The 23,721-nt window shown below is 63.6% G+C and carries 31 protein-coding genes; 18 read left to right on the plus strand and 13 right to left on the minus strand.

The features are described 5' to 3' along the window. Nucleotides 1-8: 8 nt before the first annotated feature. Genes AC1ROT_RS11195 through AC1ROT_RS11205 form a run of 3 tightly spaced genes read left to right on the plus strand, consistent with a single transcriptional unit; the run spans nucleotide 9 to nucleotide 2,133 of the window. Nucleotides 9-1,361 carry a multicopper oxidase family protein gene (locus tag AC1ROT_RS11195; RefSeq protein ID WP_492999048.1) on the plus strand — a complete coding sequence of 451 codons (1,353 nt, stop codon included), beginning with the start codon at nucleotides 9-11 and terminating at the stop codon, nucleotides 1,359-1,361. A 10-nt stretch (nucleotides 1,362-1,371) separates the two neighbouring features. Next, nucleotides 1,372-1,836 carry a cupredoxin domain-containing protein gene (locus tag AC1ROT_RS11200; protein ID WP_492999049.1) on the plus strand — a complete coding sequence of 155 codons (465 nt, stop codon included), beginning with the start codon at nucleotides 1,372-1,374 and terminating at the stop codon, nucleotides 1,834-1,836. Nucleotides 1,837-1,839: 3 nt separating this feature from the next. After that, nucleotides 1,840-2,133: a copper-binding protein gene (locus AC1ROT_RS11205; protein WP_492999051.1), complete on the plus strand. Its 294-nt coding sequence runs from the start codon at nucleotides 1,840-1,842 to the stop codon at nucleotides 2,131-2,133. A 47-nt stretch (nucleotides 2,134-2,180) separates the two neighbouring features. Here the strand turns inward: AC1ROT_RS11205 and AC1ROT_RS11210 are convergent, their stop codons facing one another. Together AC1ROT_RS11210 and AC1ROT_RS11215 are read right to left on the minus strand one after the other, a co-directional pair. Then, nucleotides 2,181-3,128: an alpha/beta fold hydrolase gene (locus AC1ROT_RS11210; protein WP_492973768.1), complete on the minus strand. Its 948-nt coding sequence runs from the start codon at nucleotides 3,126-3,128 to the stop codon at nucleotides 2,181-2,183. A 33-nt stretch (nucleotides 3,129-3,161) separates the two neighbouring features. Beyond that, the gene (locus AC1ROT_RS11215) at nucleotides 3,162-3,911 is read right to left on the minus strand and encodes an SDR family oxidoreductase (RefSeq protein WP_492999053.1); all 750 of its coding nucleotides are present in this window, start codon (nucleotides 3,909-3,911) and stop codon (nucleotides 3,162-3,164) included. 107 nt (nucleotides 3,912-4,018) lie between these two features. On the opposite strand from AC1ROT_RS11215, the gene AC1ROT_RS11220 reads away from it, so the two are divergent. Then, nucleotides 4,019-4,882, plus strand: a complete 864-nt coding sequence (locus tag AC1ROT_RS11220) for a LysR family transcriptional regulator (protein ID WP_492999054.1) — start codon at nucleotides 4,019-4,021, stop codon at nucleotides 4,880-4,882. Nucleotides 4,883-4,966: 84 nt separating this feature from the next. Then, nucleotides 4,967-5,242, plus strand: coding sequence for a hypothetical protein (locus AC1ROT_RS11225; RefSeq protein WP_492999056.1), 276 nt, complete (start codon nucleotides 4,967-4,969; stop codon nucleotides 5,240-5,242). A 138-nt stretch (nucleotides 5,243-5,380) separates the two neighbouring features. On the opposite strand, the gene AC1ROT_RS11230 is transcribed toward AC1ROT_RS11225, so the two are convergent. Then, a complete protein-coding gene (locus AC1ROT_RS11230) occupies nucleotides 5,381-6,382 on the minus strand; it encodes a helix-turn-helix transcriptional regulator (protein WP_492999058.1) in 1,002 nt (333 codons plus the stop codon). Nucleotides 6,383-6,468: 86 nt separating this feature from the next. Between AC1ROT_RS11230 and AC1ROT_RS11235 the strand changes: the two genes are divergently transcribed. The 3 genes from AC1ROT_RS11235 to AC1ROT_RS11245 are packed head-to-tail and all read left to right on the plus strand — an operon-like array spanning nucleotide 6,469 to nucleotide 8,237. Continuing rightward, complete coding sequence (locus AC1ROT_RS11235; RefSeq protein ID WP_492999060.1) at nucleotides 6,469-6,930, plus strand: nuclear transport factor 2 family protein; 462 nt, start codon at nucleotides 6,469-6,471, stop codon at nucleotides 6,928-6,930. A gap of 30 nt (nucleotides 6,931-6,960) precedes the next feature. After that, nucleotides 6,961-7,542 (plus strand): hypothetical protein, encoded by a 582-nt coding sequence (locus tag AC1ROT_RS11240; protein ID WP_492999062.1) that lies wholly within the window; start codon nucleotides 6,961-6,963, stop codon nucleotides 7,540-7,542. A 2-nt stretch (nucleotides 7,543-7,544) separates the two neighbouring features. Continuing rightward, a complete protein-coding gene (locus AC1ROT_RS11245) occupies nucleotides 7,545-8,237 on the plus strand; it encodes a glutathione S-transferase family protein (protein ID WP_492999063.1) in 693 nt (230 codons plus the stop codon). Between the two features lie 22 nt (nucleotides 8,238-8,259). On the opposite strand, the gene AC1ROT_RS11250 is transcribed toward AC1ROT_RS11245, so the two are convergent. Then, nucleotides 8,260-8,514, minus strand: a complete 255-nt coding sequence (locus AC1ROT_RS11250) for a hypothetical protein (RefSeq protein WP_492973760.1) — start codon at nucleotides 8,512-8,514, stop codon at nucleotides 8,260-8,262. Nucleotides 8,515-8,663: 149 nt separating this feature from the next. Then, nucleotides 8,664-9,029, minus strand: coding sequence for a DUF6481 family protein (locus AC1ROT_RS11255; RefSeq protein ID WP_492973759.1), 366 nt, complete (start codon nucleotides 9,027-9,029; stop codon nucleotides 8,664-8,666). A 196-nt stretch (nucleotides 9,030-9,225) separates the two neighbouring features. On the opposite strand from AC1ROT_RS11255, the gene AC1ROT_RS11260 reads away from it, so the two are divergent. From AC1ROT_RS11260 to AC1ROT_RS11280, 5 genes are all read left to right on the plus strand, one after another. Next, a complete protein-coding gene (locus AC1ROT_RS11260) occupies nucleotides 9,226-9,660 on the plus strand; it encodes a response regulator (protein ID WP_492973758.1) in 435 nt (144 codons plus the stop codon). A 101-nt stretch (nucleotides 9,661-9,761) separates the two neighbouring features. Continuing rightward, nucleotides 9,762-10,568, plus strand: a complete 807-nt coding sequence (locus AC1ROT_RS11265; RefSeq protein WP_492999064.1) for an SDR family NAD(P)-dependent oxidoreductase — start codon at nucleotides 9,762-9,764, stop codon at nucleotides 10,566-10,568. Between the two features lie 210 nt (nucleotides 10,569-10,778). Beyond that, entirely contained in the window at nucleotides 10,779-11,309 is a 531-nt protein-coding gene (locus AC1ROT_RS11270) for a hypothetical protein (RefSeq protein WP_492999066.1), read from the plus strand. Beyond that, nucleotides 11,302-11,904 (plus strand): helix-turn-helix domain-containing protein, encoded by a 603-nt coding sequence (locus AC1ROT_RS11275; RefSeq protein WP_492999068.1) that lies wholly within the window; start codon nucleotides 11,302-11,304, stop codon nucleotides 11,902-11,904. Before AC1ROT_RS11270 ends, AC1ROT_RS11275 begins: the two co-directional genes overlap by 8 nt. A gap of 1 nt (nucleotide 11,905) precedes the next feature. Continuing rightward, nucleotides 11,906-12,688 (plus strand): DUF6941 family protein, encoded by a 783-nt coding sequence (locus tag AC1ROT_RS11280; RefSeq protein ID WP_492999069.1) that lies wholly within the window; start codon nucleotides 11,906-11,908, stop codon nucleotides 12,686-12,688. 35 nt (nucleotides 12,689-12,723) lie between these two features. On the opposite strand, the gene AC1ROT_RS11285 is transcribed toward AC1ROT_RS11280, so the two are convergent. The 3 genes from AC1ROT_RS11285 to AC1ROT_RS11295 all read right to left on the minus strand — a co-directional run bounded on the left by AC1ROT_RS11285 (nucleotide 12,724) and on the right by AC1ROT_RS11295 (nucleotide 14,817). Then, entirely contained in the window at nucleotides 12,724-13,209 is a 486-nt protein-coding gene (locus AC1ROT_RS11285; RefSeq protein WP_492999071.1) for a YchJ family protein, read from the minus strand. Nucleotides 13,210-13,218: 9 nt separating this feature from the next. Then, nucleotides 13,219-13,797: a GNAT family N-acetyltransferase gene (locus AC1ROT_RS11290; protein WP_492999072.1), complete on the minus strand. Its 579-nt coding sequence runs from the start codon at nucleotides 13,795-13,797 to the stop codon at nucleotides 13,219-13,221. Between the two features lie 375 nt (nucleotides 13,798-14,172). Continuing rightward, nucleotides 14,173-14,817 carry a glutathione S-transferase family protein gene (locus AC1ROT_RS11295; protein WP_492999074.1) on the minus strand — a complete coding sequence of 215 codons (645 nt, stop codon included), beginning with the start codon at nucleotides 14,815-14,817 and terminating at the stop codon, nucleotides 14,173-14,175. Between the two features lie 72 nt (nucleotides 14,818-14,889). On the opposite strand from AC1ROT_RS11295, the gene AC1ROT_RS11300 reads away from it, so the two are divergent. From AC1ROT_RS11300 to queG, 3 genes are read left to right on the plus strand one after another with little or no spacing between them, the layout of a single operon-like run. Next, complete coding sequence (locus AC1ROT_RS11300; protein ID WP_492973753.1) at nucleotides 14,890-15,558, plus strand: glutathione S-transferase family protein; 669 nt, start codon at nucleotides 14,890-14,892, stop codon at nucleotides 15,556-15,558. A gap of 22 nt (nucleotides 15,559-15,580) precedes the next feature. Next, nucleotides 15,581-15,934 (plus strand): RidA family protein, encoded by a 354-nt coding sequence (locus AC1ROT_RS11305; RefSeq protein WP_492973752.1) that lies wholly within the window; start codon nucleotides 15,581-15,583, stop codon nucleotides 15,932-15,934. Next, entirely contained in the window at nucleotides 15,915-16,967 is a 1,053-nt protein-coding gene (gene queG / locus AC1ROT_RS11310; protein ID WP_492999076.1) for a tRNA epoxyqueuosine(34) reductase QueG, read from the plus strand. The genes AC1ROT_RS11305 and queG overlap by 20 nt, the downstream gene beginning before the upstream one ends. Here queG and AC1ROT_RS11315 read toward each other — a convergent pair. Next, nucleotides 16,957-17,682 carry a tetratricopeptide repeat protein gene (locus tag AC1ROT_RS11315; protein WP_492973750.1) on the minus strand — a complete coding sequence of 242 codons (726 nt, stop codon included), beginning with the start codon at nucleotides 17,680-17,682 and terminating at the stop codon, nucleotides 16,957-16,959. The genes queG and AC1ROT_RS11315 overlap by 11 nt on opposite strands. Before the next feature lie 102 nt (nucleotides 17,683-17,784). On the opposite strand from AC1ROT_RS11315, the gene AC1ROT_RS11320 reads away from it, so the two are divergent. Beyond that, nucleotides 17,785-18,648 carry an SDR family oxidoreductase gene (locus tag AC1ROT_RS11320; protein ID WP_492999079.1) on the plus strand — a complete coding sequence of 288 codons (864 nt, stop codon included), beginning with the start codon at nucleotides 17,785-17,787 and terminating at the stop codon, nucleotides 18,646-18,648. Here the strand turns inward: AC1ROT_RS11320 and AC1ROT_RS11325 are convergent. The 4 genes from AC1ROT_RS11325 to AC1ROT_RS11340 are packed head-to-tail and all read right to left on the minus strand — an operon-like array spanning nucleotide 18,609 to nucleotide 22,431. Next, nucleotides 18,609-19,157, minus strand: a complete 549-nt coding sequence (locus tag AC1ROT_RS11325; RefSeq protein ID WP_492999080.1) for a GNAT family N-acetyltransferase — start codon at nucleotides 19,155-19,157, stop codon at nucleotides 18,609-18,611. The genes AC1ROT_RS11320 and AC1ROT_RS11325 overlap by 40 nt on opposite strands. After that, nucleotides 19,154-19,906, minus strand: a complete 753-nt coding sequence (locus AC1ROT_RS11330; protein WP_492999083.1) for an alpha/beta hydrolase family protein — start codon at nucleotides 19,904-19,906, stop codon at nucleotides 19,154-19,156. Before AC1ROT_RS11330 ends, AC1ROT_RS11325 begins: the two co-directional genes overlap by 4 nt. A gap of 18 nt (nucleotides 19,907-19,924) precedes the next feature. Then, entirely contained in the window at nucleotides 19,925-21,160 is a 1,236-nt protein-coding gene (locus tag AC1ROT_RS11335) for a DUF2927 domain-containing protein (protein WP_492999085.1), read from the minus strand. Between the two features lie 53 nt (nucleotides 21,161-21,213). Further along, nucleotides 21,214-22,431 (minus strand): DUF2927 domain-containing protein, encoded by a 1,218-nt coding sequence (locus AC1ROT_RS11340; protein ID WP_492999086.1) that lies wholly within the window; start codon nucleotides 22,429-22,431, stop codon nucleotides 21,214-21,216. Between the two features lie 147 nt (nucleotides 22,432-22,578). On the opposite strand from AC1ROT_RS11340, the gene AC1ROT_RS11345 reads away from it, so the two are divergent. Then, the gene (locus AC1ROT_RS11345; protein ID WP_493001156.1) at nucleotides 22,579-23,718 is read left to right on the plus strand and encodes a glycosyltransferase family 4 protein; all 1,140 of its coding nucleotides are present in this window, start codon (nucleotides 22,579-22,581) and stop codon (nucleotides 23,716-23,718) included. Nucleotides 23,719-23,721: the final 3 nt, after the last annotated feature.

A 23,721-nucleotide genomic window follows, 5' to 3' on the forward strand; every position in this document is an offset into this window, starting at 1 on the left:
AGAGACCCATGTTTACCAGACGCAATCTAATTACCGCCGCATCCGGTGTCGCTGCCGCCAGTGTTGCCCGTTCGGCACTGGCTGCCCTGCCCGAGCCGGGCGTTTCTCCAGGCCCGAAGATGGTGCCGCCGCCACAGCCCAGCAGTGGCCGACCTTTCCATCCGGTGGTGACACTGAACGGCTGGTCGGCGCCCTGGCGCATCAATGGCCAGTGGAAGGAATTCCATCTGGTGGCCGAGCCGGTGGTGCGCGAAATCGCCCCGGGCATGAAAGCCAATCTCTGGGGCTATAACGGCAGCAGTCCAGGGCCAACCATCGAGGCGGTGGAAGGCGACTTCGTGCGCCTCTTTGTCACCAACCGGCTGCCGGAACATACCACCATTCACTGGCATGGCATGCTGTTGCCCAGCGGCATGGACGGTGTTGGCGGCCTGAGTCAGCCGCAGATCAAGCCGGGCGAAACTTTCGTCTATGAATTCCAGCTGCGCAAATCCGGCACCTTCATGTATCACCCGCATGCAGACGAGATGGTGCAGATGGCCATGGGCATGATGGGCCTGTTCATCGTGCATCCGCGCGATCCGAACCAGTATCGCGTCGACCGCGACTTCGCTTTCCTGATCAACGCCTATGCCATCGAGCCCGGTGCCGCCACCCCAAAGGTGGCGGAGATGACCGACTTCAACCTGTGGACTTGGAACAGCCGGGCCTTTCCGGGCATCGACACGCTGCCAGTGCGGCTGGGCGACCGCGTGCGGATTCGTTTCGGCAATCTCACCATGACCAACCATCCGATCCATCTGCATGGCTATGACTTTGCCGTCACCTGCACCGATGGTGGCTGGGTGCCGCCGTCGGCGCGCTGGCCGGAAGTCACCATCGACGCGCCGGTGGGCGCCATGCGGGCGTTTGAATTCGAGGCCAATGCGCCGGGCGACTGGGCGTTTCACTGCCACAAGTCGCACCACACGATGAATCCGATGGGGCATGGGGTGCCCACCATGATCGGTGTCGACCATCGCGGCCTCACGCCGCGGCTGGTGTCGCTGATCCCGGATTACATGACGATGGGCGAGCGCGGTATGGCCGATATGGGTGAGATGGAAATGCCGCTGCCCGACAACACATTGCCGATGATGACCGGCCAGGGCCCGTTCGGCCCCATCGAGATGGGTGGCATGTTCACCGTGGTGAAGGTGCGCGATGGCCTCGCGCGCGGCGATTATCGCGATCCCGGCTGGTACAAACACCCGCCCGGCACCGTGGCCTACAAGGTCGATACCGCAGCGGCCAGCACGCCTGCGCCGGCCAGCAAGCCGGCGGCGAAAACCCTTCCGACTCCTTCCGAACACAAGCATTGAGGACGACACGATGGCATCCATATTCCTGAAAACAGCTTTTGCCGCCACCGCCTTCGGTGCCCTGCCACTCACCGTGGCCGCCCATGGCCCTGAGCAGCATTCCCCGGTTGGTGAGCCCGGCAAGGCATCGGCCGTGTCGCGCACCATCTCGGTCAGTATGAGCGATGAAATGCGTTTCGCGCCGGCCAGTATCCCGGTGAAGCGCGGCGAAACCATCCGCTTCGTGGTGAAGAATGATGGACTGGAGCCGCATGAATTCATGCTGGGCGAGATCAAAGCCCTGCAGGACCATGCGGAAGTGATGCGCAAGCATCCGACCATGGTACATGACGAGCCCAATGCCATCACCGTGCCGCCGGCTCATATCGGCGAACTAATCTGGCATTTTAGCACCGCCGGTCGTGTCGATTTCGCCTGCCTGATCCCCGGCCACTTTGAAAAAGGGATGAAGGGCGATATTCAGGTCGGGAGATAGGCAATGGTGATGAGATTGGCAGTGGGCTTTCTGCTCGTGCTCGGCGTGGCCGATGCACTGGCGCAGGAAGGACAGACCGAAGGCGAAGTGCGCAAGGTCGATCAGGAATCCGGCAAGATTACCCTGCGGCACGGTCCGATCACCGGAGCGCTGGAGATGCCGGCGATGAGCATGGTATTCCAAGTGAAGGATGCGGCTCTGTTGGGTCGCTTGCAGGCCGGTGATCGGGTCATTGCTACCATTCTTAAGGAGGATGGGGTGTTTTACATCCGGACAGTTGAACAGAAATCGCGCTAAAAGTGGGGCGGGATGGCGATGCGCCATCCCGCGGATCGTCGCGTCGGTTACTGGCGCAGGAAGGCGCTGACCATCGCGGTGGTCGCCTTCGGATTCTCTTCCATGATCCAGTGGCCGCTGTCGGGCACCACGCCTTCCGTGACGTTATCGGCCGTCGCCCGCATCACCACGGCCATGGTGCCGCCGAACGACTTCTCGCCGCCTAGCGCCAGCACCGGCATCTTCAGCCTGCCGTTCTTTTCCAGCATCGCCTTGTTGTCGATGGCGTCCTGGTCGAAGGCGGCGAACTGCGCAAAGCCGGCATGCATGGCGCCCGGCATCGCATAGAGCCTGGCGTAATGCTGGCGCGCGGTTTCGGTGAAGCGCTTCGGGTTGGCCGAGAACTCATTCCAGAAACGATCCAGGTAGATGCGCTCGCGGCCCTTCACCAGGCGTTCCATATCCGGCCCGCCGAAGCGGAAATGCCACAGCAGCGGATGTTTCAGGATCTCGTCCCACGGACCGATGCCCGGCACCGGCGCATCGATCAGCACGAATTTCTTCACGCGTTGCGGATACTGGGCGGCGAAGGCATAGCCCACCATGTTGCCGATATCATGGGTGACCAGGTCGGCGTCGGACACCTTCAGTGCATCCAGCACGCCGGCCACATCATGGGCCTGGGTCTTCTTGTCGAAGCCGGTCTTCGGCTTCGCAGACAGACCGAGGCCACGCAGGTCGGGCACGATCACCGTATGGTCGCGCGAAAGTTCGACGGCCAGCGGCACCCACATGTCGCCGGTCTCGCCATAGCCGTGCAGCAGCACTGCGGCCGGCCCCTTGCCGCCGACGCGCAGATGGATGGTGGTGCCGTTGGTGGCGATGGTCTGCGCCTTGAAACTCCTGGGCCAGGCGATGCCCTGGTCGGCGGACAGCGCCGGCATGGCGATGGTGCTGGCGGCGGCAAGCGCAAGGGCGCCGGTGAACAGGCTGCGGCGCGGCATGGAAAGGCGCATGGGATATTCCTTTTTTTGATCTGTGGGGAAGGCTCAGAGATTGCTCATGCCGCCGTCGATGACGAGTTCGCTGCCGACCGTGAAGGCGGACTCGTCCGAGGCAAGGAAGACCACGGCCTTGGCGATCTCGGAGGCGGCGCCGAAGCGCCTGGCGGGGATTTGCTGCAGGATGCCGTCTGCCATGCCTTTCAGATCGGCCTCGGAAAGGCCGAGCTTACCATAGAGCGGCGTCGAGATGGGGCCGGGGCTGACGGCATTCACGCGGATGCCGCGGCCGATCAATTCGCCCGACAGCGTACGCGCCATCGAGATCAGGCCCGCCTTGCTGGCGGCATAGACGCTGGAATTCGGCATGCCGATGCGGGCGTTGATCGAGGTGTTGAGCACGATGGAGGCTGTTGCGGCAAAGACCGGCAGCAGCGCCTGCACCAGGAAGAACGGTCCTTTGAGATTGATCGCGACCGAGCGGTCGAAACCGGCTTCGTCCCATTGTTCGACCGGGCGGAAGTCGGCAACGCCGGCATTGACGAACAGGATGTCGAGCTTGCCGAAGGCCAGTTGCACCTGACGGGCGATGTCCTGCTGGCCGGCCACATCGCCGGCATCGGCGCGCAGGATCAGCACGCCGGGGCCCAAAGCGGCGCGGGCCGCTTCGATGGTGGCGGGATTGGTGCCGGTGACGGCGACGCGGGCGCCCTCGGCCACGAACTGCAGGGCGGTCTCCAGGCCGATGCCGCTGGTGCCGCCGGTGATGAGGGCTGTCTTGTTGGTCAGGCGGGTCATGATGCAGGTCCTTTCCGGGTGCGTGTTGTCGTTGGCCCGAGAATGCGCCCGCCATTGATGTTTGGAAATTATTGATATTGCACAATACCCATGCATAAATGCATGGAATGACTCCCGGCCTGGACTGGAGCGACCTGCGGATTTTTCTGGCGATTGCCCGCGCGGGCACGCTGGGTGCGGCGGCGCGTAAAATCGGCCAGACCCAGCCCACCATGGGGCGCCGCCTGCGCGCGCTAGAGGCGGCGCTCGGCCATGTGCTGTTCCAGCGCACCGCCGATGGCTTCGTGCTGACCGACGAGGGGGGCACGCTGCTGAAATATGCCGAACGCATCGAGGCCGAGACGCTGGCGGCGCAACGCCAGCTCGCCGCCGGCGACCATGACATCGACGGCCAGCTGCGTCTTTCCACGCTGGACTGGTTCGCCATCTACATGCTGGCGCCGGTGCTGTCGGAATTCGGCCTGCGCTATCCGAAGACCAAGGTCGAACTGCTGACCGATGCGCGGCTCTACAGTCTGCCGCGCCGCGAGGCCGATCTGGTGATACGCATGCGGCCATTCGACGAGCCCGAGGTGATCGGGCGTCGCCTGGTCACGGTGCCCTATGCACTCTACGCGCCCGTCGGCAGTGCGGTGCCGGCCTTTGGCGATGGCGCCGGCCTGCGTGTCGTCACCATGCATGAAGCCTATGCCGGACGACCCGATGTGCTGTGGCTGCAGCGCGCGCTGCCTCATGCGATGGCCGGATTCAGCAGCAACAACCTGGCGGTGCAGGCGCAGATGTGCGCCTGGGGCGCGGGCTATACCGTGCTGCCGCGGCCGGTGGGCGATGCGACGCCGGGCATCGTGGCGCTCGATCTCGGCGAACCGCTGCCCGACCGGCCCCATTACATCGGCTATCACCGCGACCTGCGACGCCTGCCGCGTCTGCGCGCCCTGATGGACCTGATCGTCGAGCGGCTGGCGAACTGAAATAAATACCGTCACGCCTCGCGGAACCTTCGCGCGGCGCCCGGGTTGTCATCAGGTCATTCACCGCTTGCGGGGTGGCCTGCCATGAAAACCGGTCTTGTACTGCTCAGAGGCGTTGCGCTCTCTGGCCTGCTTCTGCTGCCTGCGCTTGCTGCGCCGGCCGGTGAACCACCCGCGCCCGCTGCCCCCGCTGCCGTCGTACAGCCCGCCGTGCAAATGCCGGTGGAAACCAGAGCGAAACCGCAGAAACCGCAGGCGCAGTCCCAGCCTCTGCCGATGGCGGCGCTGGTCACCTTCGCGCTGATGGCGTCGCAGGGCACCAGTCTGCCGCAGAATAACGGCATCGGGCCGAACCGCTGATCGACCACCGACAACGCAGCTTGACCTTGCGCCGTTGCGCGTCATCTGGCCTTGGGACGCGCGTGGGATAACGTCCCATCCAGATGTCGTCGCGGGCGTCCCTCCCGGTCTGCAGCCACTGCGCCGGGAGGCTCGCGCCTATCCGTAGATCTTGCCCAGATCCCGCACCAGCCCGATCACGGCGGCGCGCAACTCCGCCGGTTCCAGCACTTCCGCCTCCGCCTCCAGCCGCAGCATCTGGCCGGCGGCGAATTTGGTGTCCTCGATCGGGATGCTGACGCGGTGCCAGCCTTCCGCATCGGCCGGCTGCAGGGTGCGCAGGGCCGCTTCATGCATCGGCGGCGCGATGCTGCGCAGCCAGCGCAGGCCGCGCGGGCTGATGCGCAGCTCCGCCGTGCCGCGAAATACCTCGGCCTCGAAGCGTTTCGCCGACTCCGTCCACCAGGCCGCCAGATCGAAATCCCTGGGCAGCGCCAGGCTGGCATCCGTGCCGAGCACAGTCAGCGCCTGGATGCCGCCGACGCGGAAGGAGCGCATGGCGCCGGCGCTCTCTTTGCTGCTTTTCTTCTCGACAGTCTGGCCGGCCAGATACCACTGGCCCGATTTCAGGATCAGGCCGCGCGGCAGCAATTCGCGCTCGCTCAGCTTCTGCCAGCTCTTGTAGGTCATGCGGATGCGCTTGCTGTTCCACACCGCATCGGCCAGCGCGCGCAAATGCGTCGTCGCCTCCGCGTCGCTGTCGCGGAACCAGCCGAGCGGATCGAGATGGAAGCGCGCTGCCACGCGCTCGGCCTGCTGCTGCAGCGCCGGCGGCAGGGCCGCGAGCAGCTTCAACTGAGCGGTGGCCATGATCTCGGCCAGGCCCAGTTCGGCGGCGGGGCCGGGTAATCCGGCCAGGAACAGCGTCTCGGCCTCGGCCGGCGTCATACCGGTCAGCTTGGTGCGATACCCATCCAGCAGCGCGAAGCCGCCGCTCGGACCGCGATCGGCATAGACCGGCACGCCGGCAGCGCTCAGGTGATCCACATCGCGGTAGATGGTGCGCACCGAGACCTCGAATTCCCCCGCCAGCGCCTCGGCCGTCATCCGGCCGCGGGTCTGCAGCAGCATCAGGATCGAGATCAGCCGGCTCGCACGCATTTTTCGAGTATAGCCGAAATACCTGACACTGGCTGTCAGGAATAGGGGACTAGGCTGTGGCCCATAAAGAAAAGGGAGCCTCCGCCATGAACGACATGACCCCCGCCGCCCCCCAGTCTTCACCCGCCCCCCAGTCTTCTCGGACTCTGGGCGTCTTCACCGCCGCCGTTCTGGCCTCCCCCGACCCTGTCTCGCAGCAGACGGCGGCGGTGATCGACCGTTTCAACCGCGCCTTCCACGAGCGCGATCCCGCCGCCATCGCCCCCCTGGTGGCCGAGGCCTGCGTCATCGAAGCCATTACCCCGGCCCCGGACGGCGCGCTGCTTTATGGCCGCGATGCGGCGCTGGCCAACTGGCAGGGCCTGGCGGCCGAGACGCACAGCCATTTCGAGCAGGAGGAGGTGTTCGTCGTTGGCGAACGCGCGGTGATCCGCTGGCGCTATGTCTTCGGGCCGGCCGCCACCGAGGCCCTGCGCGGCGTCAACATCATGCGCGTGCGCGATGGCCTGATCGTCGAGGCGATGGGCTATGCCAAGCGCGCGGGCTGAATGCACGGGGCTGAAGCCATGACTCATCTGATGAAAGCACAGGCCATGTCCTATCCGCATCTCGCCATCGCCGGCCGCATCGCCAATGGCAACGACACGCCAGTGGTTGGCGGCACGGTCGTCAGCAGCGGCCGCGCCGATTTCGATTTTCTCTACGGCCGCTGGACCCTGGTGAACCGCCGCCTGAAGCAGCGCTTCGCCGGCCTCGACCAGGATGATCCGCAAAGCTGGGAGGTCTTCGAGGGCCGCAGCCAGTGCGGCGGATATCTGGATGGCATTTCCAATATCGAGGAGATTCATTTCCCGTCGCGCGGCTTTTCCGGCCTCACCATGCGGCTCTACGACATCAACGCCGCCGCCTGGCGCATCTGGTGGGTCAGCAGTTCCAACGGCCTGCTGCAGCCGCCGGTGGCCGGACGCTTCGAGACCGGCGCCGACGGAATCCGCCGCGGTGTGTTCCTCGGCGACGACACCGATGAAGGCTTTGCCGTGAAGGTGCGCTATCGCTGGACGGTGAACGAGATCGCGCCGGTCTGGGCGCAGGATTACTCGCGCGACAACGGTATCAGCTGGGAATGCAACTGGGTGATGGATTTTACGCGGGTGAGATGACCATGAGCGATATCACGCTGTATTCCGGGCCTTTAAGCATGTTCGGCGCGAAAGTGCAGATCGCGCTGCATGAAAAGGCCATCGCCTTCGATCTGGTGATGGTGCCCTTCGAGATGAAGGCCCTCTACGAGCCCAAGCATCCGGCGGTGCTGCGCATCAATCCCAAACGCCAGGTGCCGGTGCTGGTTCATGGCGATCTCGAACTCTACGACAGCACCCAGATTTTTGAGTATCTGGAAGACCTGAAGCCGCAGGCACCGCTCTGGCCGCGCGACATCGCGGCGCGCGCGCGGGCGCGGCGGCTGGAGCATGAATCGGATGAGGTGTATTTCCCGCCGGTGATCCGCCTGATGGGCCTGCAGCAGATCCCCGACGACCCCACGGCGGTCGCGGCGCGCGCCGCCTGCGCCGCGTATTACGCGCAGATGGAGGGCCTGCTCTCCGATGGCCGGCCCTGGCTCGCCGGCGCCGATTACACCTATGCCGATATCGCCTTCTACATGGCGCAGATCTTCGGCGCGCGTATGGGGGCGCCGATCGACAGCAGCTTCGCCCCGCGGCTGGGCGACTGGCGCATCCGCATGGGCGAACGCGCCGCCGTGCGACAGGTGGCCGGCGCCATGGGACGCTGGCTGCTGAGTCAGGCGCGGCCCTTGCCGCCCTTCATGATGGCGCTGGCGGAAGCGGCAGCCTGACCGCCGCTGCCGGTGCAGGGCTTCAGCTGCGCTTTTCGATGCCTTTCTTCTGGCCCTTGTCCATGCCCTTCTTCTGACCCTGCTCCATGCCCTTGGCCGGTGTCTTTTCGGCTTTCTGCTTGGCGGCCTTGTCGGTCTTCTCTGCTTTTTTGGCCGTGCCCTTGTCGGCCTTGGCCGGCGGGGTGGCGGGGGTCGCCGTCTGGGCGATGGCGGGCAGGGCTAGGCTGAGACTGAGCAGCGCAGCAGCGGCGAGCGTGGCGACGGTTTTATATGTCATGGGGTTCCTCCCTTGGAGACCACCGACGAGCATAGGCCGCGGCAGGACGAGGTCAACGCCGCAGGTCGGGCCTGCGGCCGCGGACGGTCGCTACTGCATCTCATGAAAAGGAAGGCTGATCTCCCGCGCGGGAGATCAGCGGGTCGGCATCAGCGCTGGCGCGCCTTGCGGGCGGCATAGCGCGCGTCGCGCGCCGCCTTCAGTTCGGCTTCGCTGCGCACCACCGGCTTTTTCGCTTCGGCGGCGGCGGCATCGGCAACGGCCTTGGCTTCGGCAGCCAGGCGGCGCTTTTCGGCATCGGCGACCGCCTTGGCGGCGGCTTCGGCCTGCTTCTTGGCGCGGCGCTCGGCAGTGGCTTTTTCGCGCTCGGCATTGGCGGCGGCGCGGGCGGCCTGGCGGGCGGCAAATCCGGGATCGCGGGTCGGGTCGTTGGCTTGGGCTTTTTCGAGCAGGGCCTGGCGGGCTTTTGCCGCGGCATCCATGCGGTCGAGCAGGCTGGTTTCTTTAAAGGCCATGTGGCAGTGAGTCTCGGTTATTGCGGATAGCCTGTCAGAGCAGAGAAACCGCAAAAAGTACAGAGGCAGCCCAGCAAAGACGGCGAAATTGGCGGTTTTGACGACGCGGACGGCGGTCCATCCCCAGAGCGGAACCATTCCGTCATACAGGGGTTCCCTTCGGCTTACGGTTGCCATGCCCGCGAGAGGATTGCCCATGACCCCGGCCCCCGACAAACGCCCGCCGGCGGAGTCCCCTGCTGCCGTCGTACTCGTGGTTGAAGACGAGGTTCTGGTGCGCATGGCGATCGCCCAGTATCTGCGGGACTGCGAATACACCGTGATCGAGGCCGGCAATGCCCGCGAGGCGATCCAGCTGTTTGAAAACGGCGCGCAGATCGACGTGGTCTTCACCGATGTGCGGATGCCGGGCGAGATGGACGGTTTCGGCCTGGCGCGCTGGGTGCGGGCCAACCGGCCGGGCATCGAGGTGATCATCACTTCGGGCGGCGAGAAGAAGGCGGAAGCCGCCGGCGAACTCTGCGAGGAGGGGCCGTCGCTGGGCAAGCCCTACGAGCCCGTCGAGGTGCATCGCCGCATCCAGTCGCTGCTGGCAGCACGCGATCGCGCGCAGAAGCACGGCAAGGACTAGGCCTCCTGCCGCTCTTGTTCCCATAGTCCTGGAGACTGGCCGGCGCGGTCCTCCGCGCGCTAAGCTCGCCCCAAGCAAGAAACGAGAGCGGGGAGAGCGGCGTGACAGGTCCATCGCAGACGACAGCAGGCGCATCCCGCGTCGCGCTCATCACCGGCGCGGCGCGCGGTCTTGGCCTGGCGGCGGCAAAACGCTTTCTCGCCGATGGCTGGCGCGTGGCGCTGCTCGATATCCTGGACGATACGCTGCAGGCCGCCGTGAAGGATCTCGGCGCGCCCGATGCCACCCTGGCACTCATCGCCGATGTGTCCGATCCAAAGGCGGTGCAGGGCGCCGTGCAGGCCGCGCACAAACATTTCGGCCGCATCGATGCGCTGGTCAACAATGCCGGCATCGCCGTGTTCAAGCCGATCCTCGAGGTGACGCTGGAGGACTGGAGCCGTGTCATGGCGGTCAATCTCACCGGGCCGTTTCTGATGACCCAGGCCGTGGCGCCGATCATGCGCGATGCGGGCGGCGGCGCCATTGTGAATATCACCTCGATCTCGGGCCTGCGGGCGTCCACGCTGCGCGTCGCCTATGGCACCAGCAAGGCCGGGCTGGCGCATCTGACCAAGCAGCAGGCGGCCGAACTCGGGCAATACGGCATCCGCGTCAATGCGGTGGCGCCGGGCCCGGTGGATACGGCGATGGCGAAAGCCGTGCACACGCCGGAAATCCGCGCCGACTATCACGACCATATTCCGCTCAACCGCTATGGCCTGGAGAGCGAACTGGCCAACGCGATCTGCTTCCTGTGCGGCGACCAGGCCGGTTACATCACCGGGCAGGTGCTGGCGGTGGATGGTGGCTTCGATTCAACGGGAATTGGTTTGCCGACGCTGCGTGGGGAGAGAAGGAATGTTTAAATAACAAGAAGAAAATGTAATAAAATGCGCAAGACATGGTTGTTTAAAAGTGAATACTAATGTATTCGTTGACGCGAAAATTATATTTTTCTTTGCAGAAAAACAGCTTGAACGAATCGCAAACTGCGCAACACACTCGCCTGAGTCGTATTCGTAAAATTTAGTGTAATAAACTCCAATCCCTCAACTCCGCTTAAGCGGTTGACTTATATGTCAATCAGGGCCACATTAGATAAATTGGTGGTGCAAAAAGCACTCCATAAAGTTGACTTGGATTTTCCAGATCCAGATGAAGTGGCGCATCGTCATTTGTTTATGACGGAAGAGGCATTTGCACAGTGTCCTCCAAATTATGCGAATCGGCGAACTTCTATGCTTAGAGGCCGAGCACTAGCTAATGCTCGCTCGTCTATAAAGTCATTTCTCATGGGAGAACCCATGTGGGACGGCACAGATTTTAAATGCCTTCAACCTTTAGAAAAGCAAGTGTGGGAGCTTCGTGTAACCGAAGCCCCGCAAGTTCGCTTGTTTGGTTGGTTTGTGGACAAAGATGCGTTTGTCGTTACGCATTGTAAATTGCGGGATGATTTACCCTATCAAGGTAAAAGCAGCGAATGGGACGACGAAGTAGAAAAGACCATTAAGAAGCGGGACAAGCTTCTCACACTTGGCTTATCAATATTCATTGGTAAGCAGTTCGAAGATTATGTAGGCGCAAGCGAAAGCTACGAGAATGAATAATCAGTCATCAAACCGGCCGCCACTTTCTTCCGATGAGAAGGAATTTTATCGCGCCAGTCTACGCCACAAGTTTTTTCGGCAAGTACGGTCTCTGTTTGAAAAATTAAGCAAAGACGGCCTTACACAAAAGGAGCTGGCCCGTAGATTGGGAACTGATGAAGCATTGATTTCGAAGCGACTGAAAGGCGAGCAAAATATTACGCTCGATACTCTCTCCGATTTAGCGCGAGGCATGGATGCGCGCGTCGAATTCAAAATTGTACCCATGAATGAGGTGCGTCAAGAAGTAGCTAAACGAAGATTAGCTCAAGCTTATACCAATGCTTTCGATTATAAACCAATTTTAGACGCGGTCGGAATTATTGGAACTGGCGGCGCGAGCGATGTGTGGGTTAAGCAGGCGCTTTACAGGACTATGTTTGACCCTAAAGTAATAGCTATACCAAAACACATTACGACTTCTACAAAACAGCCAACGGCAGATAAGCAACCATGGCATGGCTATGACTTATCAGATCGAGCGCACAAACGAGGTGTCATAAGAAAGCATCATGGGAATGCTGATGTTTTCAAATTTTCTCTGGTAGATCACTAAAATGGATCAGCGGTCTATTCAGTGCCTTTTTTGTGATGATCTTCGCCAAGAATCTAATGGTAAGGCACTGCACATTGGCGTGTATGGCACTGAAATTTATGTAAATGATTTTCCTTATGAGCAGTCGCAATTAGTTGCGTTGGTTTATGTGCGTTCTCCGGCATCAAATCCCCATAATCGCATTCAAATACGTATTGAGATGCCAAATGGCGAGGACAAAGTGTTCCCCGAGCAAACAGGGAGTTCGGAGCTATTTGAGAACATAAATGGCGATAAAAAAAAGAAACCTCTGTACTTGGTTAGCAAACACGTCGTCCGCATCGAACCGCTCAAGCTCGAATCTGCTGGTCAATTAAAAGCGTGGGTAAAGGTTGATGGAGAAGAAACTTTTGCTGGTAGTCTAAGAGTTTCTCATCCCCCGTCTCTAGAAGACTCTTCGTGGGACGCTGTTCTTGCGAGCGTGTTCCATTACTCCGCTTTGTCTGTTGATGCCAATGAGCGAGAGGAGTGGGCTTTTAGAATTATGGAGATAGCCCGTAATGAATTACCCTCTGTTGAGGGGGGCGCGGATTTACCAACACGAATTGATCTTGGTCGAAATACTTATAGGGTCTTTTATCCTAAAAAGCTCAATGATGTTCCGGTTCTGAAATTCAGTACGAAAACTGAGGGGGTAACCCCAAACATTATAGAGAATGACGAGTTTGGTTTCCTCGTTCGTTTTGAGCCAATTGATCGTTTAGTGGAAGAATTTTCAGTTCAAACACGGACAAAGCGGCAGTAATTTTATTCGTTGCATTTAGATTGATCGCCATCCTTTCATATACTGTGGCAATGCTTGAACTTCTTCCCCGAACCGCAGGGGCAGGGATCGTTGCGGCCGGTCTTTTTCGCTGGCTGCGTCTCGACATCGCCGTCGACATAGACCCAGCGCCCGCCTTCGCTGGCCTCGCGGCGGAAGCGCGAGCGTTCCTGCAGCACGCGAACCTGGCCGTCGCGCAAGAGATACCGCGTGGCGAACTCCACGCTGCCGGTCTCGTCCGCCTCGCCGCCATTTACGGCGTCGAGAATCTGCAGCCCGATCCATTGCGTCTGCGCCATGCTGGCGGCGATTTCCACCGGATCAAACTCCGCCCGATGCTCGGGAGCCAGGGTGCGCTTCAGATGCGCCACATCGCCCTGCGCATAGGCCGTGTAGCGCGAGCGCATCAGCGCCAGCGCCGTTGGCGCTGGCGCGCCGGCCAGAAACGGTGCGCAGCAGGCGGTGAAGGCCAGGTTGGAGTCGCAAGGGCAGGCAGCGATCATGAGAGCTGCTTATCCGTTTTTGCGCTTCGCTGCAGCCGTCTTCAGCATATGCCGCATCATCGGCCGCGATGGCGACGGCCGCGCCACTTCGGTGAAGCCGGCGCGCAGAAAGCTGCTGGCATAGCCGGTATAGGATGTGCTGCGGCTTTGCTCCGCATCCACCGGATAGGCTTCCAGGGCCGGGGCCTTGGCCTGGCGCGCGGCCGTCACAGCGGCGGCGATCAGCGCCGATGTCACGCCTTTGCGGCGATGGCCCTTGCGGATGAAAAAGCACGAGATCGCCCAGACCGGCGCATCGTCCACGCGCTTCATGCGCGAGGACGCGTCGAACCAGGGAAGCGCGGCGCGCGGCGTCAGCTGGCACCAGCCCACGGCGAGGTCGCCGTCAAAGGCCAGCAGGCCCGGCGGCGGACCGGTCTTCACGATCTTGCGCAGGTCCGCCTTGTTCCTGTCGCGCGGCCGCTTGCGGTAGTCCGCGCCGATACGCGGATACATGCACCAGCAGCCGTTGCAGGCGCCGTTCGGTCCGAACAGGTCTTCCAGCGCCGGCCACAGCTCGGGGGTCAGGGGGCGGATGGCAAGCGGCATGGCAGTTCCCGGGCATCGAAGCAGGCGCGCGGGCTTGAAAACCCGGTGGTATGTTCTATTATTGTTCTTTCTTGTGCTGCTGTCCATCGTGAATCGGAATGCCGGGATTTCCCCGCCAGACATGGTGAAGGGCTGTTTACGCTGGCGTGCGCTTTTGGCAAAAACCGGGTGTTTGATCCAGAAAAGCGGGTCAAAATCCCGGAACTCGCACAAATCCGGGCTTTTGGGGCGAAAATCCGGGTCAGAACTGGCCTAAACTGGCCTCCAATTGGCTAGAACTGGCTCCCAACGGGTCGGAACTGGTCTTCTACCGGCCCGAACTGGCCTCCAATTGGCCCTGAACCGGACCGACTTGGCCGGAACCAGGCCTGCCCGTCAGGTCAGCGGGATCATGATATGCCGCTGGTAGCCCGGCTCGGCTTTCAGCCGCTCGTGCCAGGCCAGCAGATGCGGCAGATGCGGCCGGGTGAGCGGGAAACCGGTCCAGCGCTGCAACTGGCAGCCGGCCGGGATGTCGCCCAGGGTCAGGCGGTCGCCGGCGACATAGGGCCGGGTCGCCAGATGGGCATCCAGCCGGGTCCAGTAATCGGTGAGCAGGGCCTCGGCCTTGCTCAGCTCGTTCAGGTCGGCCTTGGCCGGCTCGCGGATCAGGCCCAGCAGCAGCACGACCATCGGCTTGTCCAGCAGGGTCAGCGTCCAGTCCATCCAGCGGTCGGCCTGGCTGCGCAGCGCCGGATCGGCCGGCCACAGCGCGGTTTCGCTGCCGTACCGCGCGCCGAGATAGCGCAAGATGCTGTTGCTTTCCCAGTGCACGCTGCCGTCGGTGTCGCGCAGCACCGGGATCAGGCCGTTGGGGTTCATCGCGCGGAACTCTGGCGCATCGGTGCCGCCGAAGGCGCCGCCCCAGTCGATGCGGTCATACGCCAGGCCCAGGGCGTCGGCGGCCCACAGCACCTTCTGCACATTCAGCGAGGTGGTGCGGCCCCAGATGGTGATTTTGCTGCTTTGCTGCTCTGGCATTTGGCGTTTTTTCCCAATTCTTTATGGCCGGAATCTTTTTCGCTTGGGCGAATACGACTAAACTCCGCGCCCATGCGCAAGCTGTACCATCTCTGGCTGTCGCCCCAGTCCCGCAAAGTCCGCGTTCTGCTCAAGGAAAAGGGCCTGGAATTCGATCTCGAGGTCGAGAAGGTCTGGGAGCGGCGCGACGAATTCCTCGCCATGGACCCGAGCGGCGAAGGCCCGGTGCTGATCGAGCATGACGGCCGCGTGCTGGCCGACAGCCAGGCGATCTGCGAATACCTCGACGAGGTCTACCCGAACAAGATGCTGCTTGGCTTCGATCCGCCCGGCCGCGCCGAGACCCGCCGCCTGGTTGCCTGGTGGGACCACAAATTCGGCCCCGAGGTCAGCCAGCCGCTGGTCTTCGAGAAGGTGATGAAGCGCTTCCTCGGCGGCGGCCATCCGGAATCCGCCGTGATCCGCATCGCGCACCAGAATATGAAGATCCATCTGGATTACATCGCCTGGCTCACCGAGCGGCGCAACTGGCTGGCCGGCGACGATTTCAGCCTCGCCGATATCGCCGCCGCCGCGCATTTGAGCTGTGTCGATTACCTGGGCGATGTGCCCTGGGCCGATTATCCCGGCGCCCATGACTGGTATGCGCGGGTGAAGTCGCGGCCCTCGTTCCGGCCGCTGCTGGCCGACCATATTCCCGGCCTGCCGCCGCCGAAGCATTACGCCGATCTGGATTTCTGAACCCTTTAGGAGACTATCGAATATGAGCATCCGTCGCATCGAAGTCGGTCCCCGCATGAGCCAGGCCGTGGTGCATGGCAAGACCGTGTATCTCGCCGGCCAGGTGGCTGCCGACAACAAGGCCGACACCAAGGGCCAGACCGAGCAGATCCTCGGCCAGATCGACAAGCTGCTGAAGGAAGCCGGCACCGACAAGACTCGCATCCTCTCGGCCACCATCTGGCTCAGCAACATGGGCACGTTTGCCGAGATGAACAGCGCCTGGGATGCCTGGGTGTCGCCGGGCAACACGCCGGCCCGCGCCACCACCGAGGCCAAGCTGGCCGGCCCGGATTACCGCGTCGAGATCGCGATCATTGCCGCGCTCGCCGACTGAGACGGATATCAAGGCGCGCATCCGTGAGCGCGCCCTGGCCGAAGGATTCGATACGGTCGGCTTCACCAGCGCCGACCGAATCGGACCCGAGCTGGCCCAGCGGCTGGATGAATTCATGGCGCTCAAGCGCCATGGCGAAATGCTCTGGCTGGAAGACAAGGCCGAGCGCCGCCGCCATCCCAATGCGCTCTGGCCCGAGGCGCGCGGGATTATTGCGCTTGGCCTGAATTACGGACCGGACCGCAATCCGCTCGAGGTTCTGGCCAGAAAAGACCGCGCTGCGATCTCGGTCTATGCGCAGGGCCGCGACTACCATCTGGTGGTCAAGAAGAAGCTGAAGAGCCTGGCCGGCTGGCTGCATCGCGAGGCCGGCCGCGACGTGAAGGTGTTCGTCGATACTGCGCCGCTGATGGAAAAGCCGCTGAGCGCCGCCGCCGGCATCGGCTGGCAGGGCAAGCATACGAATTTAGTGTCGCGCGACTTCGGCTCCTGGCTGTTTCTGGGATTGATTCTGACGACATTGGACATCGCGCCCGACGCGGCCGAAGTGGATCACTGCGGCACCTGCTCCAACTGCCTCGACATCTGCCCGACCAAAGCCTTTCCGGCGCCCTACCAGCTCGATGCGCGGCGCTGCATCTCGTATCTCACCATCGAATACGATGGCGTGATCGCGCCGGAATTCGCCGATGTGATGGGCAACCGCATCTATGGCTGCGACGACTGCCTCGCCGTCTGCCCGTGGAACAAGTTCGCCAGCACCGCGCAGGAGATCAGCCTGCAGCCGCGCAGCGAACTGGACGCACCGGCGCTGCTCGATCTGGCCGGGCTGGATGATGAAAGTTTCCGCGCCCGCTTCAGCACCACGGCGGTCAAGCGCATCGGACGCGACCGGTTCGTACGCAATGTCTGCGTGGCGCTGGGCAACAGCGGCGATGCGGCGGTGCTGCCGGTACTGCAGCGCCTGTCGCAGGATTCAGCCGCCGTCGTGCGCGAACAGGCGGCGCAGGCCTTGCGGCGCCTTACTGCCTGACGTCGATCTTCTCGATATATTGACCCGCTGTAACCGCGGCGGCGGTATCGGGCGCGAGCAGGCGGACCTGCAGCAGATCGGCCCGCGCGCCACGCTTGTCGCCGGCATCGGCGCGCAGGATGCCGCGCTCCAGCAAAGCCTCCGGCATGCGCGGTTCGATGGCTAATGCGGCTTCGGCATCCTGCAGCGCGCCGGCCGGATCGCCGGTCTGGCGGCGGGCGGCGGCGCGCAGCGCCATGGCATCCTCGCGCAGCGGCGCCACGACCAGCGCGCGATCGAGATCGGTGCGCGCCGCGGTATAGTCCTGCAGCGCCGCATGGGCCATGGCGCGGTCGATCAGCAGGTCGGGCGTGTCGGGCACGACTTTGAGCGCGATATCCAGCAGCTTCTTCGCGCGGTCGGGCTGGTCGGCCAGCAGCCAGGCATTGGCGGCCTGGTCGAGCAGCGCCACCGAAAGATGCGGCGCCTGTTTCTCGGCTTGCGGCAACAGCTGTTCCAGCCGGTCGGCGGCATCGCCGTAATGCTTCATCTCCACCAGCGCCAGGGCGGCGCAATGGGCCGCCGGCAGGCCGCCGCCGGTCGCCTGCCAGGTCTGCGCCTGGGCGAAACCTTCTTCCGGATTGCGCCGCATCAGGCTGAGGCAGTCCTGGTAATTCTGGTCTTCCAGCACGCGTGAGGGCGAGGGCTGCGCCTGCAGCGCGCCTGTCATGGCCATGACACTGGCGAATGCCGTCAGAAGCCCTATCTTGCGGAATGCGATCATGGCGCGGCAGAGTGGCCGCGCGCCGTGGCAAAATCAAGGCATGGGATTTCTGGGATGGCAACGCTGTTCTGTTTCGGTCTGGGCTTCAGCGCCCGCGTGCTGGCGGCCGAGCTGCGCCGCGAGGGCTGGGGCGTCATCGGCACCAGCCGCAGCCTGGAGAAGGCCGCCAATCTCGCCGCCGCCGGTTACGATGCCCATGTCTTCGATGGTGTGACGCCGCTGAGCGACGCTTCGGTGCTGACGCCCGCCACGCATATGCTGATTTCCGTACCTGCAGAAGAAGAAGCCGACGCGGTGCTGCGCTGGCATGCCGCCGCTATCGCCAAACTGCCGCATCTGAAATGGCTCGGCTATCTCTCCACCACCGGCGTCTATGGCGATACGCAGGGCGGCTGGGTGGATGAAGCCTCGCCGGTCAACCCGACGCAGGCGCGCAGCAAACGTCGCGCCGAAGCCGAGGCCGCCTGGCTCGACCTGCACCGGACCCTTGGTGTGCCGGTGCATGTGTTCCGGCTCGCCGGCATCTACGGGCCGAAGCGCAACCAGCTCGAAGGCCTGCGCAACGGCACGGCGCACCGGGTCATCAAGCCCGGCCATGTCTTCTGCCGTATCCACGTGGAAGACATCGCCCAAACCCTGCGCGCCTCCATGCGCCATCCCGATCCCGGCGCGATCTATAATCTGGCCGACGATGAGCCGGCGCCGCCGCAGGAGGTGATCGCCTATGCCGCCGGGCTGCTGGGGATCGAGCCGCCACCGGAAGTGCCGTTCGCCGAGGCGAAACTGTCGCCGATGGCGGCGAGCTTCTATGCCGACTGCCGGCGGGTGCGGAATGACAAGATCAAGCGCGATCTCGGCGTCACGCTGAAATACCCGACCTACCGCGAAGGGCTGAAGGCGCTGCAGTCCAGCCTGTAGAAGGCGACCAGTTCGGGATCGGGGCGGATCGGCGTCTGGTCCATGCGTTCTTCGATGAAGTGCATGCCCAGACGTTCCAGCGCGCGGCGCGACGCCAGATTGTCGACCTGCGCGCCGGCATCGAGATGCTTCAGTTGCAGGGCAGGGATCGCCGCCGCCACAAACGGCGCCAGCGATTCCGACAGGTAGCCCTGGCCATGGAAGACCTCGCCCAGCCAGTAGCCCATGCTGCCGATGCGCTCTTCTGCATCGATCACGGCGACGCCGTACCAGCCCATCATGGCATTGTCGGACTTGCGTTCGGGTACGCGGCTGAAGGCGGTGCCCTCTGCGTTGCTGGCGATGGCGCGGGTGAGGCGTTCGGTTGCGGCCTCGATGCTGTAGGGGCTGGGCCAGGTGGCGACCCAGCGGCTGACATTCGGTGTCATCAGCGTCGAGACGGCGACGGCATCTTCAAGCTGCAGTGGACGCAGCCGCAGCCGCACGGTCTCGATGACCACATCGCTCACAGCAGGCTCCACACCGTGTCGATCAGCAAGGCTAGGTCCTGCGGGCGCGACAGCCGGTGATCGCCATCGCGGATCAGGGTCAGTCGCGTATCGGCACCCTGGAAGGCGGCCACGGTTTTCACCGCATGCTGGTAGGGCACATCCGGGTCGGCCATGCCCTGCAGGATGCGCACCGGCTTGTCGAAGCTGATGCCGGCCTTCAGGATCATGTGGTCGCGGCCTTCGGTGATCAGCTTCAGCGTATATTCGTAAGGCTGGTCGGAATACTGCGAAGGTTCGCGCAGCACGCCATCGCGCAGGATCGCGGCGCGCTGCGCCTCGCTCATGCCGGCCCACATCAGGTCTTCGGTGAAGTCCAGCGCCGGCGCGATCAGCACCAGCCCCGCGACCTTGTCGGGCAGCGCCAGCGCCGCCAGCGTGGCGAGCCAGCCGCCCATGCTGGAGCCGACGATCACCTGCGGCCCGCTGCACAGGGTTTTGAGCACGGCCAGGGTGTCTTCTTTCCAGCGACCGATGCTGCCGTCGAGGAAGGCGCCATCGGACTGGCCATGGCCGAAATAGTCGAAGCGCACGAAGCCGGCGCCACGCGCCTTTGCGGCGGCTTCCAGTGCCAGCGCCTTGCTGCCGGTCATGTCGGAGCGGAAGCCGCCGCAGAACAAGATGCCGGGGCCGCCGGCGTCACGGGCTGGCGTGGCGGCATAGGCGAGCCGGGTACCGTCAGGGCGGGTCAGGAACTGGGTTTCGGTCATGCCGTCTTATCTAGCGGCTTATGGCGTCGGTTTCCATGCCGCCACGCGCCGGGCGGCCTCCTGTCGCTGCTCCGGCGGCAGGCTTTGCGTCAGCAACCGGCGACCGCGTTCGGCCATGGCGTTGTTGCCGCGGGCGGCCAGCGTGAACCACATCAGTGCCGCGGTGTGGTCCACCGGCACACCGACGCCATTGACCAGCATCAGGGCGAAATTGCTCTGCGAAACCGTATGGCCAGCCTCGGCATTGCGCCGGTACAGGGCCGCGCTGCGGGCTTCATCCTTGGGCACATAACGGCCGCTGGCCAGGGCAAAAGCCAGATCGAAGCGCGACACCACATCCCGGGTCGTCGCGGCGCGGTCGATCAGGGCCGTCATGCGGGCGGGATTCTTCGGCATGCCATAGCCCTGCCAGGCCGCTTCGGCGAGATACATCATCGCGCGCACGTTGCCGGCGCCCGCGGCCTGCTCCAGATCGGCGATCACATCGCGCAGCACCGGGGCGGAATCGGTTTTCGGCGGTGCCGCCGGATTGAGGGCACGGCGGTTGGCTTCGATCAGGCCGTCGACCGTCACCAGGGCTGCCAGCCGCGACATGGCCGGGGTTATGCGCGCATCATACAGGCTGCGCAGCAGCACCAGATCGGCCTCGGTGAGATCGGCAACCTGGTCGCCGGTCTGATAGCTCATCACCGAATGCAGGCGATGCGGATGGTTCAGCAGGCCGAAACTGTGCAGAACCTCGTGCCGCACGCAGCGTTCCAGGCTGGGCGCCGCCAGATTGATCTGCAGCGCGGCCCACTGCATATGGCCGATGGTATCGAAATTATAGGTCGCGTAGCAGATCGCCTTGCGGTCGCCGATATTGAATGCGGCGACATTGCGGAAGGTGATGGTGTAGTTGGCTTCACTGGGCGCGGCGGCCGGGCGGACTTCGACGCCGGCCAGCGCGGCCTGCTGCCTCAGCGTGGCGATGGCGAGGGTAATGGCATCCGGCCGTGAGCGCAGGCCCTCGATCCGGTAGACGATCGGCTTCTGCCATTTGACGATCATGCCGACCGGATCGTAACTGCCGCCATAGGCGGTATCCTCCCGGCTGGCCGACAGCGCGCTGGCATCGAAGCCACGCAGGATATCCTCATGGGAGGGAGTCGGGGATGGCGCCGGGGTGCGCGCCGCGATGCTGCCGATACCGGCGCCGGCCCACAGGCTGCCGGCCAATACAATGAGCCGGGCCAGAATCCCGATCTGCCGCATCACTGCAGTCTGTGCTCCATGGCGTATCCGGTCATGCCACCTTATCTAGCGGCTTATGGCCCGGGTTTCCATGCCGCCGCCCGCCGGGTCGCAATGGCCTGATCCTCTTCGGAGATCTGCGGTAGCAACTTCTGGCGGTTGCGTTCGGCCAGGCTGTAATCCTTGCCGGCGGCGATGGTGAACCACATCAGGGCTTCCTGCAGGTCCTGTGTCACGCCCTTGCCGTCCCGCAGCAGCACCGCGAGATTATTTTGCGACACGATATGGCCGGCCTCGGCATTGCGGCGGTACAGTGCGGCCGCGCGGCTTTCCTCCCGGGGCACATACAGCCCGGCAGCCAGGGCATAGGCGACGTCGAAGCGCTGGGCGATCTCGGGCAGGGCGGCCGCACGGTCGATGATCTGCCGCATCTTCGCCTCGTCCTGCGGCACGACGAGACCGAAGCGATAGGCTTCGGCCAGATAGAGGTGCGCGCGCACATTGCCGGTGGCGGCCGTTTTTTCCAGATCGGCGAAGGTGGCTTGGAAAATCGCCGTGGAGTCCGTCTTGGGCGGCGCGGCGGGATTCAGGGCGCGGCGTTTTTCCTCGATGATTCCGTCCGCCAGGATCAGGCCAGCCAGCCGCGAACTCGTGGCTTTCATGCGTGGATCGTACAGAGTCTGCAGCATCACGATATCCGCTTCGGTCAGGTCATGGACGAAGCTGGTGGTGTAGTAACTCAGCACCGAGTGCAGCTTGTGCGGATGGTTCAGCAGGCCGAAGCCGTGCAGCGTCTCATGGATGATGCAATGCTCCAGTCCTTTGAAGGACAGGTTGACCTGCAGCACCGCCTTGGTCATCTGGCCGGTCGGCGGATTGTAGCTCGGCGTCATGTAACAGCCGGCACGCCGGCCGTTCAGCATGAAGACGGCGACGTCGCGAAAGACGACGGTGAAGTTCGCCTCCTTCTCGTCCTTGGCTTCCTGCACCTTGATGCCGGTGATCCCGCCCATGCGCGTCAGGGCGTCGACCGCCACCTTGATCGCGTCGGCATTGTACCGCAGGCCCTCGACCCGGTAGCGGATCGGCCGTTGCCACTTGATCACCATGCCGGTGGGATTGTAGGTGCCGCCGTAATCGACATCCTCGCGGCTGGCCCAGAAGGCGGCGGCATCGAAACCGCGCAGGATGTCGGCATGGGAGGGATTCTTGCCGGTCGTCTGCGCCGCGGCCGTTGCCGCCGCGAGGCTCGAAACCAGGACACATAGTGCAAATCTGCCAAATGCAGGCATGCCCGCCCCCGCTCACTTGCCACAGGCCCGGCTTTGCGCTACCCGGCAGGCGGCCTATAGTGGCCTGCCTCGAGTCTTTCAGCCGCAATGCCAGACACCCCCCTTTCTACCCTGAATACCCATAACCCGGGAAGACCGCCCGCCGTGATGCAGGTGCTGCCGGCGCTGGTCACCGGCGGCGTCGAACGCGGTACCGTGGATACCGCCAAGGCGCTGGCCAGGGCCGGCTGGGTCTCCTATGTGGTTTCGGCTGGCGGGCCGATGGTGCGCGAGCTGGAGCGCGCCGGGGCCAAACACATCACGCTGCCGGTCGCCAGCAAGAATCCCTTCGTGATCCGCAAGAATGCCGCGAAGCTGGAAGCGCTGATCCGTAGCCTGCCGGTCGATCTGGTGCATGTGCGTTCGCGCGCGCCGGCCTGGTCGGCGCGGCTGGCGGCGCAGCGCTGCGGCGTGCCGCTGGTGACCACCTTCCACAATGCCTACAAGTCGCATAGCTGGTTCCGCAAGTTCTGGGCCGGGCCGATGGCCAAGGGCGACATGGTGGTGGCGATTTCCGATTTCGTCGCCGACTACGCCAACAAGGCCTTCGGCGTGCCGCGCGCCCGTCTGGTCACCATTCCGCGCGGTATCGATCTGGCGAAATTCGATCCCGGCCGCATCTATCCCGAACGCCTGTCCAACCTGCAGCAGCAGTGGCGCCTGGTTGACGGCCGCCCGGTGATCCTGCTGCCCGGCCGGCTGACGCGCTGGAAGGGCCATACCGTGCTGTTGCGCGCGCTGGCCAAGCTGGCTGAGCGCCATGAGGGCAAACAGGATTTCACCGCGGTGTTGCTCGGCGATACCCAGGGGCGCGAAGGCTATCGTGCCGACCTTGAGGGTCTGATCGTGCAGCTCGGCCTTGATCGCTGCGTGCGCATGCCGGGTGACGGCAAGGACATGCCGGCCGCCTATATGCTGGCCGATGTGGTGGTTTCGGCCTCCACCTTCCCCGAAGGTTTCGGCCGCGTCGCCGTGGAGGCGCAGGCGATGGGCAAGCCGGTGGTGGCCACCGATCACGGCGGCTCGCGCGAAACTGTGCTGCCGGGCGAGACCGGCTGGCTGGTGCCGCCATCCGATCACGATGCGCTGGCCGATGCGCTGGACGAGGCGCTCAAGCTGACACCGACGCGCCGCGTCGCCATCGCCGAACGGGCGCGCCGTCATGTGTCGGAGCGCTTCACCATCGACGCGATGTGCGACGCCTATATCCGCGTCTATACGAGGCTGCTGTTCCCCGATCACGGTTGAGAG

The organism is Ferrovibrio sp. GW821-FHT12E11 (genome assembly GCF_058806975.1).

Bases quoted from the DNA above. Each gene is read 5' to 3' on its own strand.
- AC1ROT_RS11195 (WP_492999048.1), top strand. From the start codon at position 9: ATGTTTACCAGACGCAATCTAATTACCGCCGCATCCGGTGTCGCTGCC.
- AC1ROT_RS11200 (WP_492999049.1), top strand. From the start codon at position 1,372: ATGGCATCCATATTCCTGAAAACAGCTTTTGCCGCCACCGCCTTCGGT.
- AC1ROT_RS11205 (WP_492999051.1), top strand. From the start codon at position 1,840: ATGGTGATGAGATTGGCAGTGGGCTTTCTGCTCGTGCTCGGCGTGGCC.
- AC1ROT_RS11210 (WP_492973768.1), bottom strand. From the start codon at position 3,128: ATGCGCCTTTCCATGCCGCGCCGCAGCCTGTTCACCGGCGCCCTTGCG.
- AC1ROT_RS11215 (WP_492999053.1), bottom strand. From the start codon at position 3,911: ATGACCCGCCTGACCAACAAGACAGCCCTCATCACCGGCGGCACCAGC.
- AC1ROT_RS11220 (WP_492999054.1), top strand. From the start codon at position 4,019: ATGACTCCCGGCCTGGACTGGAGCGACCTGCGGATTTTTCTGGCGATT.
- AC1ROT_RS11225 (WP_492999056.1), top strand. From the start codon at position 4,967: ATGAAAACCGGTCTTGTACTGCTCAGAGGCGTTGCGCTCTCTGGCCTG.
- AC1ROT_RS11230 (WP_492999058.1), bottom strand. From the start codon at position 6,382: ATGCGTGCGAGCCGGCTGATCTCGATCCTGATGCTGCTGCAGACCCGC.
- AC1ROT_RS11235 (WP_492999060.1), top strand. From the start codon at position 6,469: ATGAACGACATGACCCCCGCCGCCCCCCAGTCTTCACCCGCCCCCCAG.
- AC1ROT_RS11240 (WP_492999062.1), top strand. From the start codon at position 6,961: ATGAAAGCACAGGCCATGTCCTATCCGCATCTCGCCATCGCCGGCCGC.
- AC1ROT_RS11245 (WP_492999063.1), top strand. From the start codon at position 7,545: ATGAGCGATATCACGCTGTATTCCGGGCCTTTAAGCATGTTCGGCGCG.
- AC1ROT_RS11250 (WP_492973760.1), bottom strand. From the start codon at position 8,514: ATGACATATAAAACCGTCGCCACGCTCGCCGCTGCTGCGCTGCTCAGT.
- AC1ROT_RS11255 (WP_492973759.1), bottom strand. From the start codon at position 9,029: ATGGCCTTTAAAGAAACCAGCCTGCTCGACCGCATGGATGCCGCGGCA.
- AC1ROT_RS11260 (WP_492973758.1), top strand. From the start codon at position 9,226: ATGACCCCGGCCCCCGACAAACGCCCGCCGGCGGAGTCCCCTGCTGCC.
- AC1ROT_RS11270 (WP_492999066.1), top strand. From the start codon at position 10,779: ATGTCAATCAGGGCCACATTAGATAAATTGGTGGTGCAAAAAGCACTC.
- AC1ROT_RS11275 (WP_492999068.1), top strand. From the start codon at position 11,302: ATGAATAATCAGTCATCAAACCGGCCGCCACTTTCTTCCGATGAGAAG.
- AC1ROT_RS11280 (WP_492999069.1), top strand. From the start codon at position 11,906: ATGGATCAGCGGTCTATTCAGTGCCTTTTTTGTGATGATCTTCGCCAA.
- AC1ROT_RS11285 (WP_492999071.1), bottom strand. From the start codon at position 13,209: ATGATCGCTGCCTGCCCTTGCGACTCCAACCTGGCCTTCACCGCCTGC.
- AC1ROT_RS11290 (WP_492999072.1), bottom strand. From the start codon at position 13,797: ATGCCGCTTGCCATCCGCCCCCTGACCCCCGAGCTGTGGCCGGCGCTG.
- AC1ROT_RS11295 (WP_492999074.1), bottom strand. From the start codon at position 14,817: ATGCCAGAGCAGCAAAGCAGCAAAATCACCATCTGGGGCCGCACCACC.
- AC1ROT_RS11300 (WP_492973753.1), top strand. From the start codon at position 14,890: ATGCGCAAGCTGTACCATCTCTGGCTGTCGCCCCAGTCCCGCAAAGTC.
- AC1ROT_RS11305 (WP_492973752.1), top strand. From the start codon at position 15,581: ATGAGCATCCGTCGCATCGAAGTCGGTCCCCGCATGAGCCAGGCCGTG.
- AC1ROT_RS11315 (WP_492973750.1), bottom strand. From the start codon at position 17,682: ATGGCCATGACAGGCGCGCTGCAGGCGCAGCCCTCGCCCTCACGCGTG.
- AC1ROT_RS11320 (WP_492999079.1), top strand. From the start codon at position 17,785: ATGGCAACGCTGTTCTGTTTCGGTCTGGGCTTCAGCGCCCGCGTGCTG.
- AC1ROT_RS11330 (WP_492999083.1), bottom strand. From the start codon at position 19,906: ATGACCGAAACCCAGTTCCTGACCCGCCCTGACGGTACCCGGCTCGCC.
- AC1ROT_RS11335 (WP_492999085.1), bottom strand. From the start codon at position 21,160: ATGCGGCAGATCGGGATTCTGGCCCGGCTCATTGTATTGGCCGGCAGC.
- AC1ROT_RS11340 (WP_492999086.1), bottom strand. From the start codon at position 22,431: ATGCCTGCATTTGGCAGATTTGCACTATGTGTCCTGGTTTCGAGCCTC.
- AC1ROT_RS11345 (WP_493001156.1), top strand. From the start codon at position 22,579: ATGCAGGTGCTGCCGGCGCTGGTCACCGGCGGCGTCGAACGCGGTACC.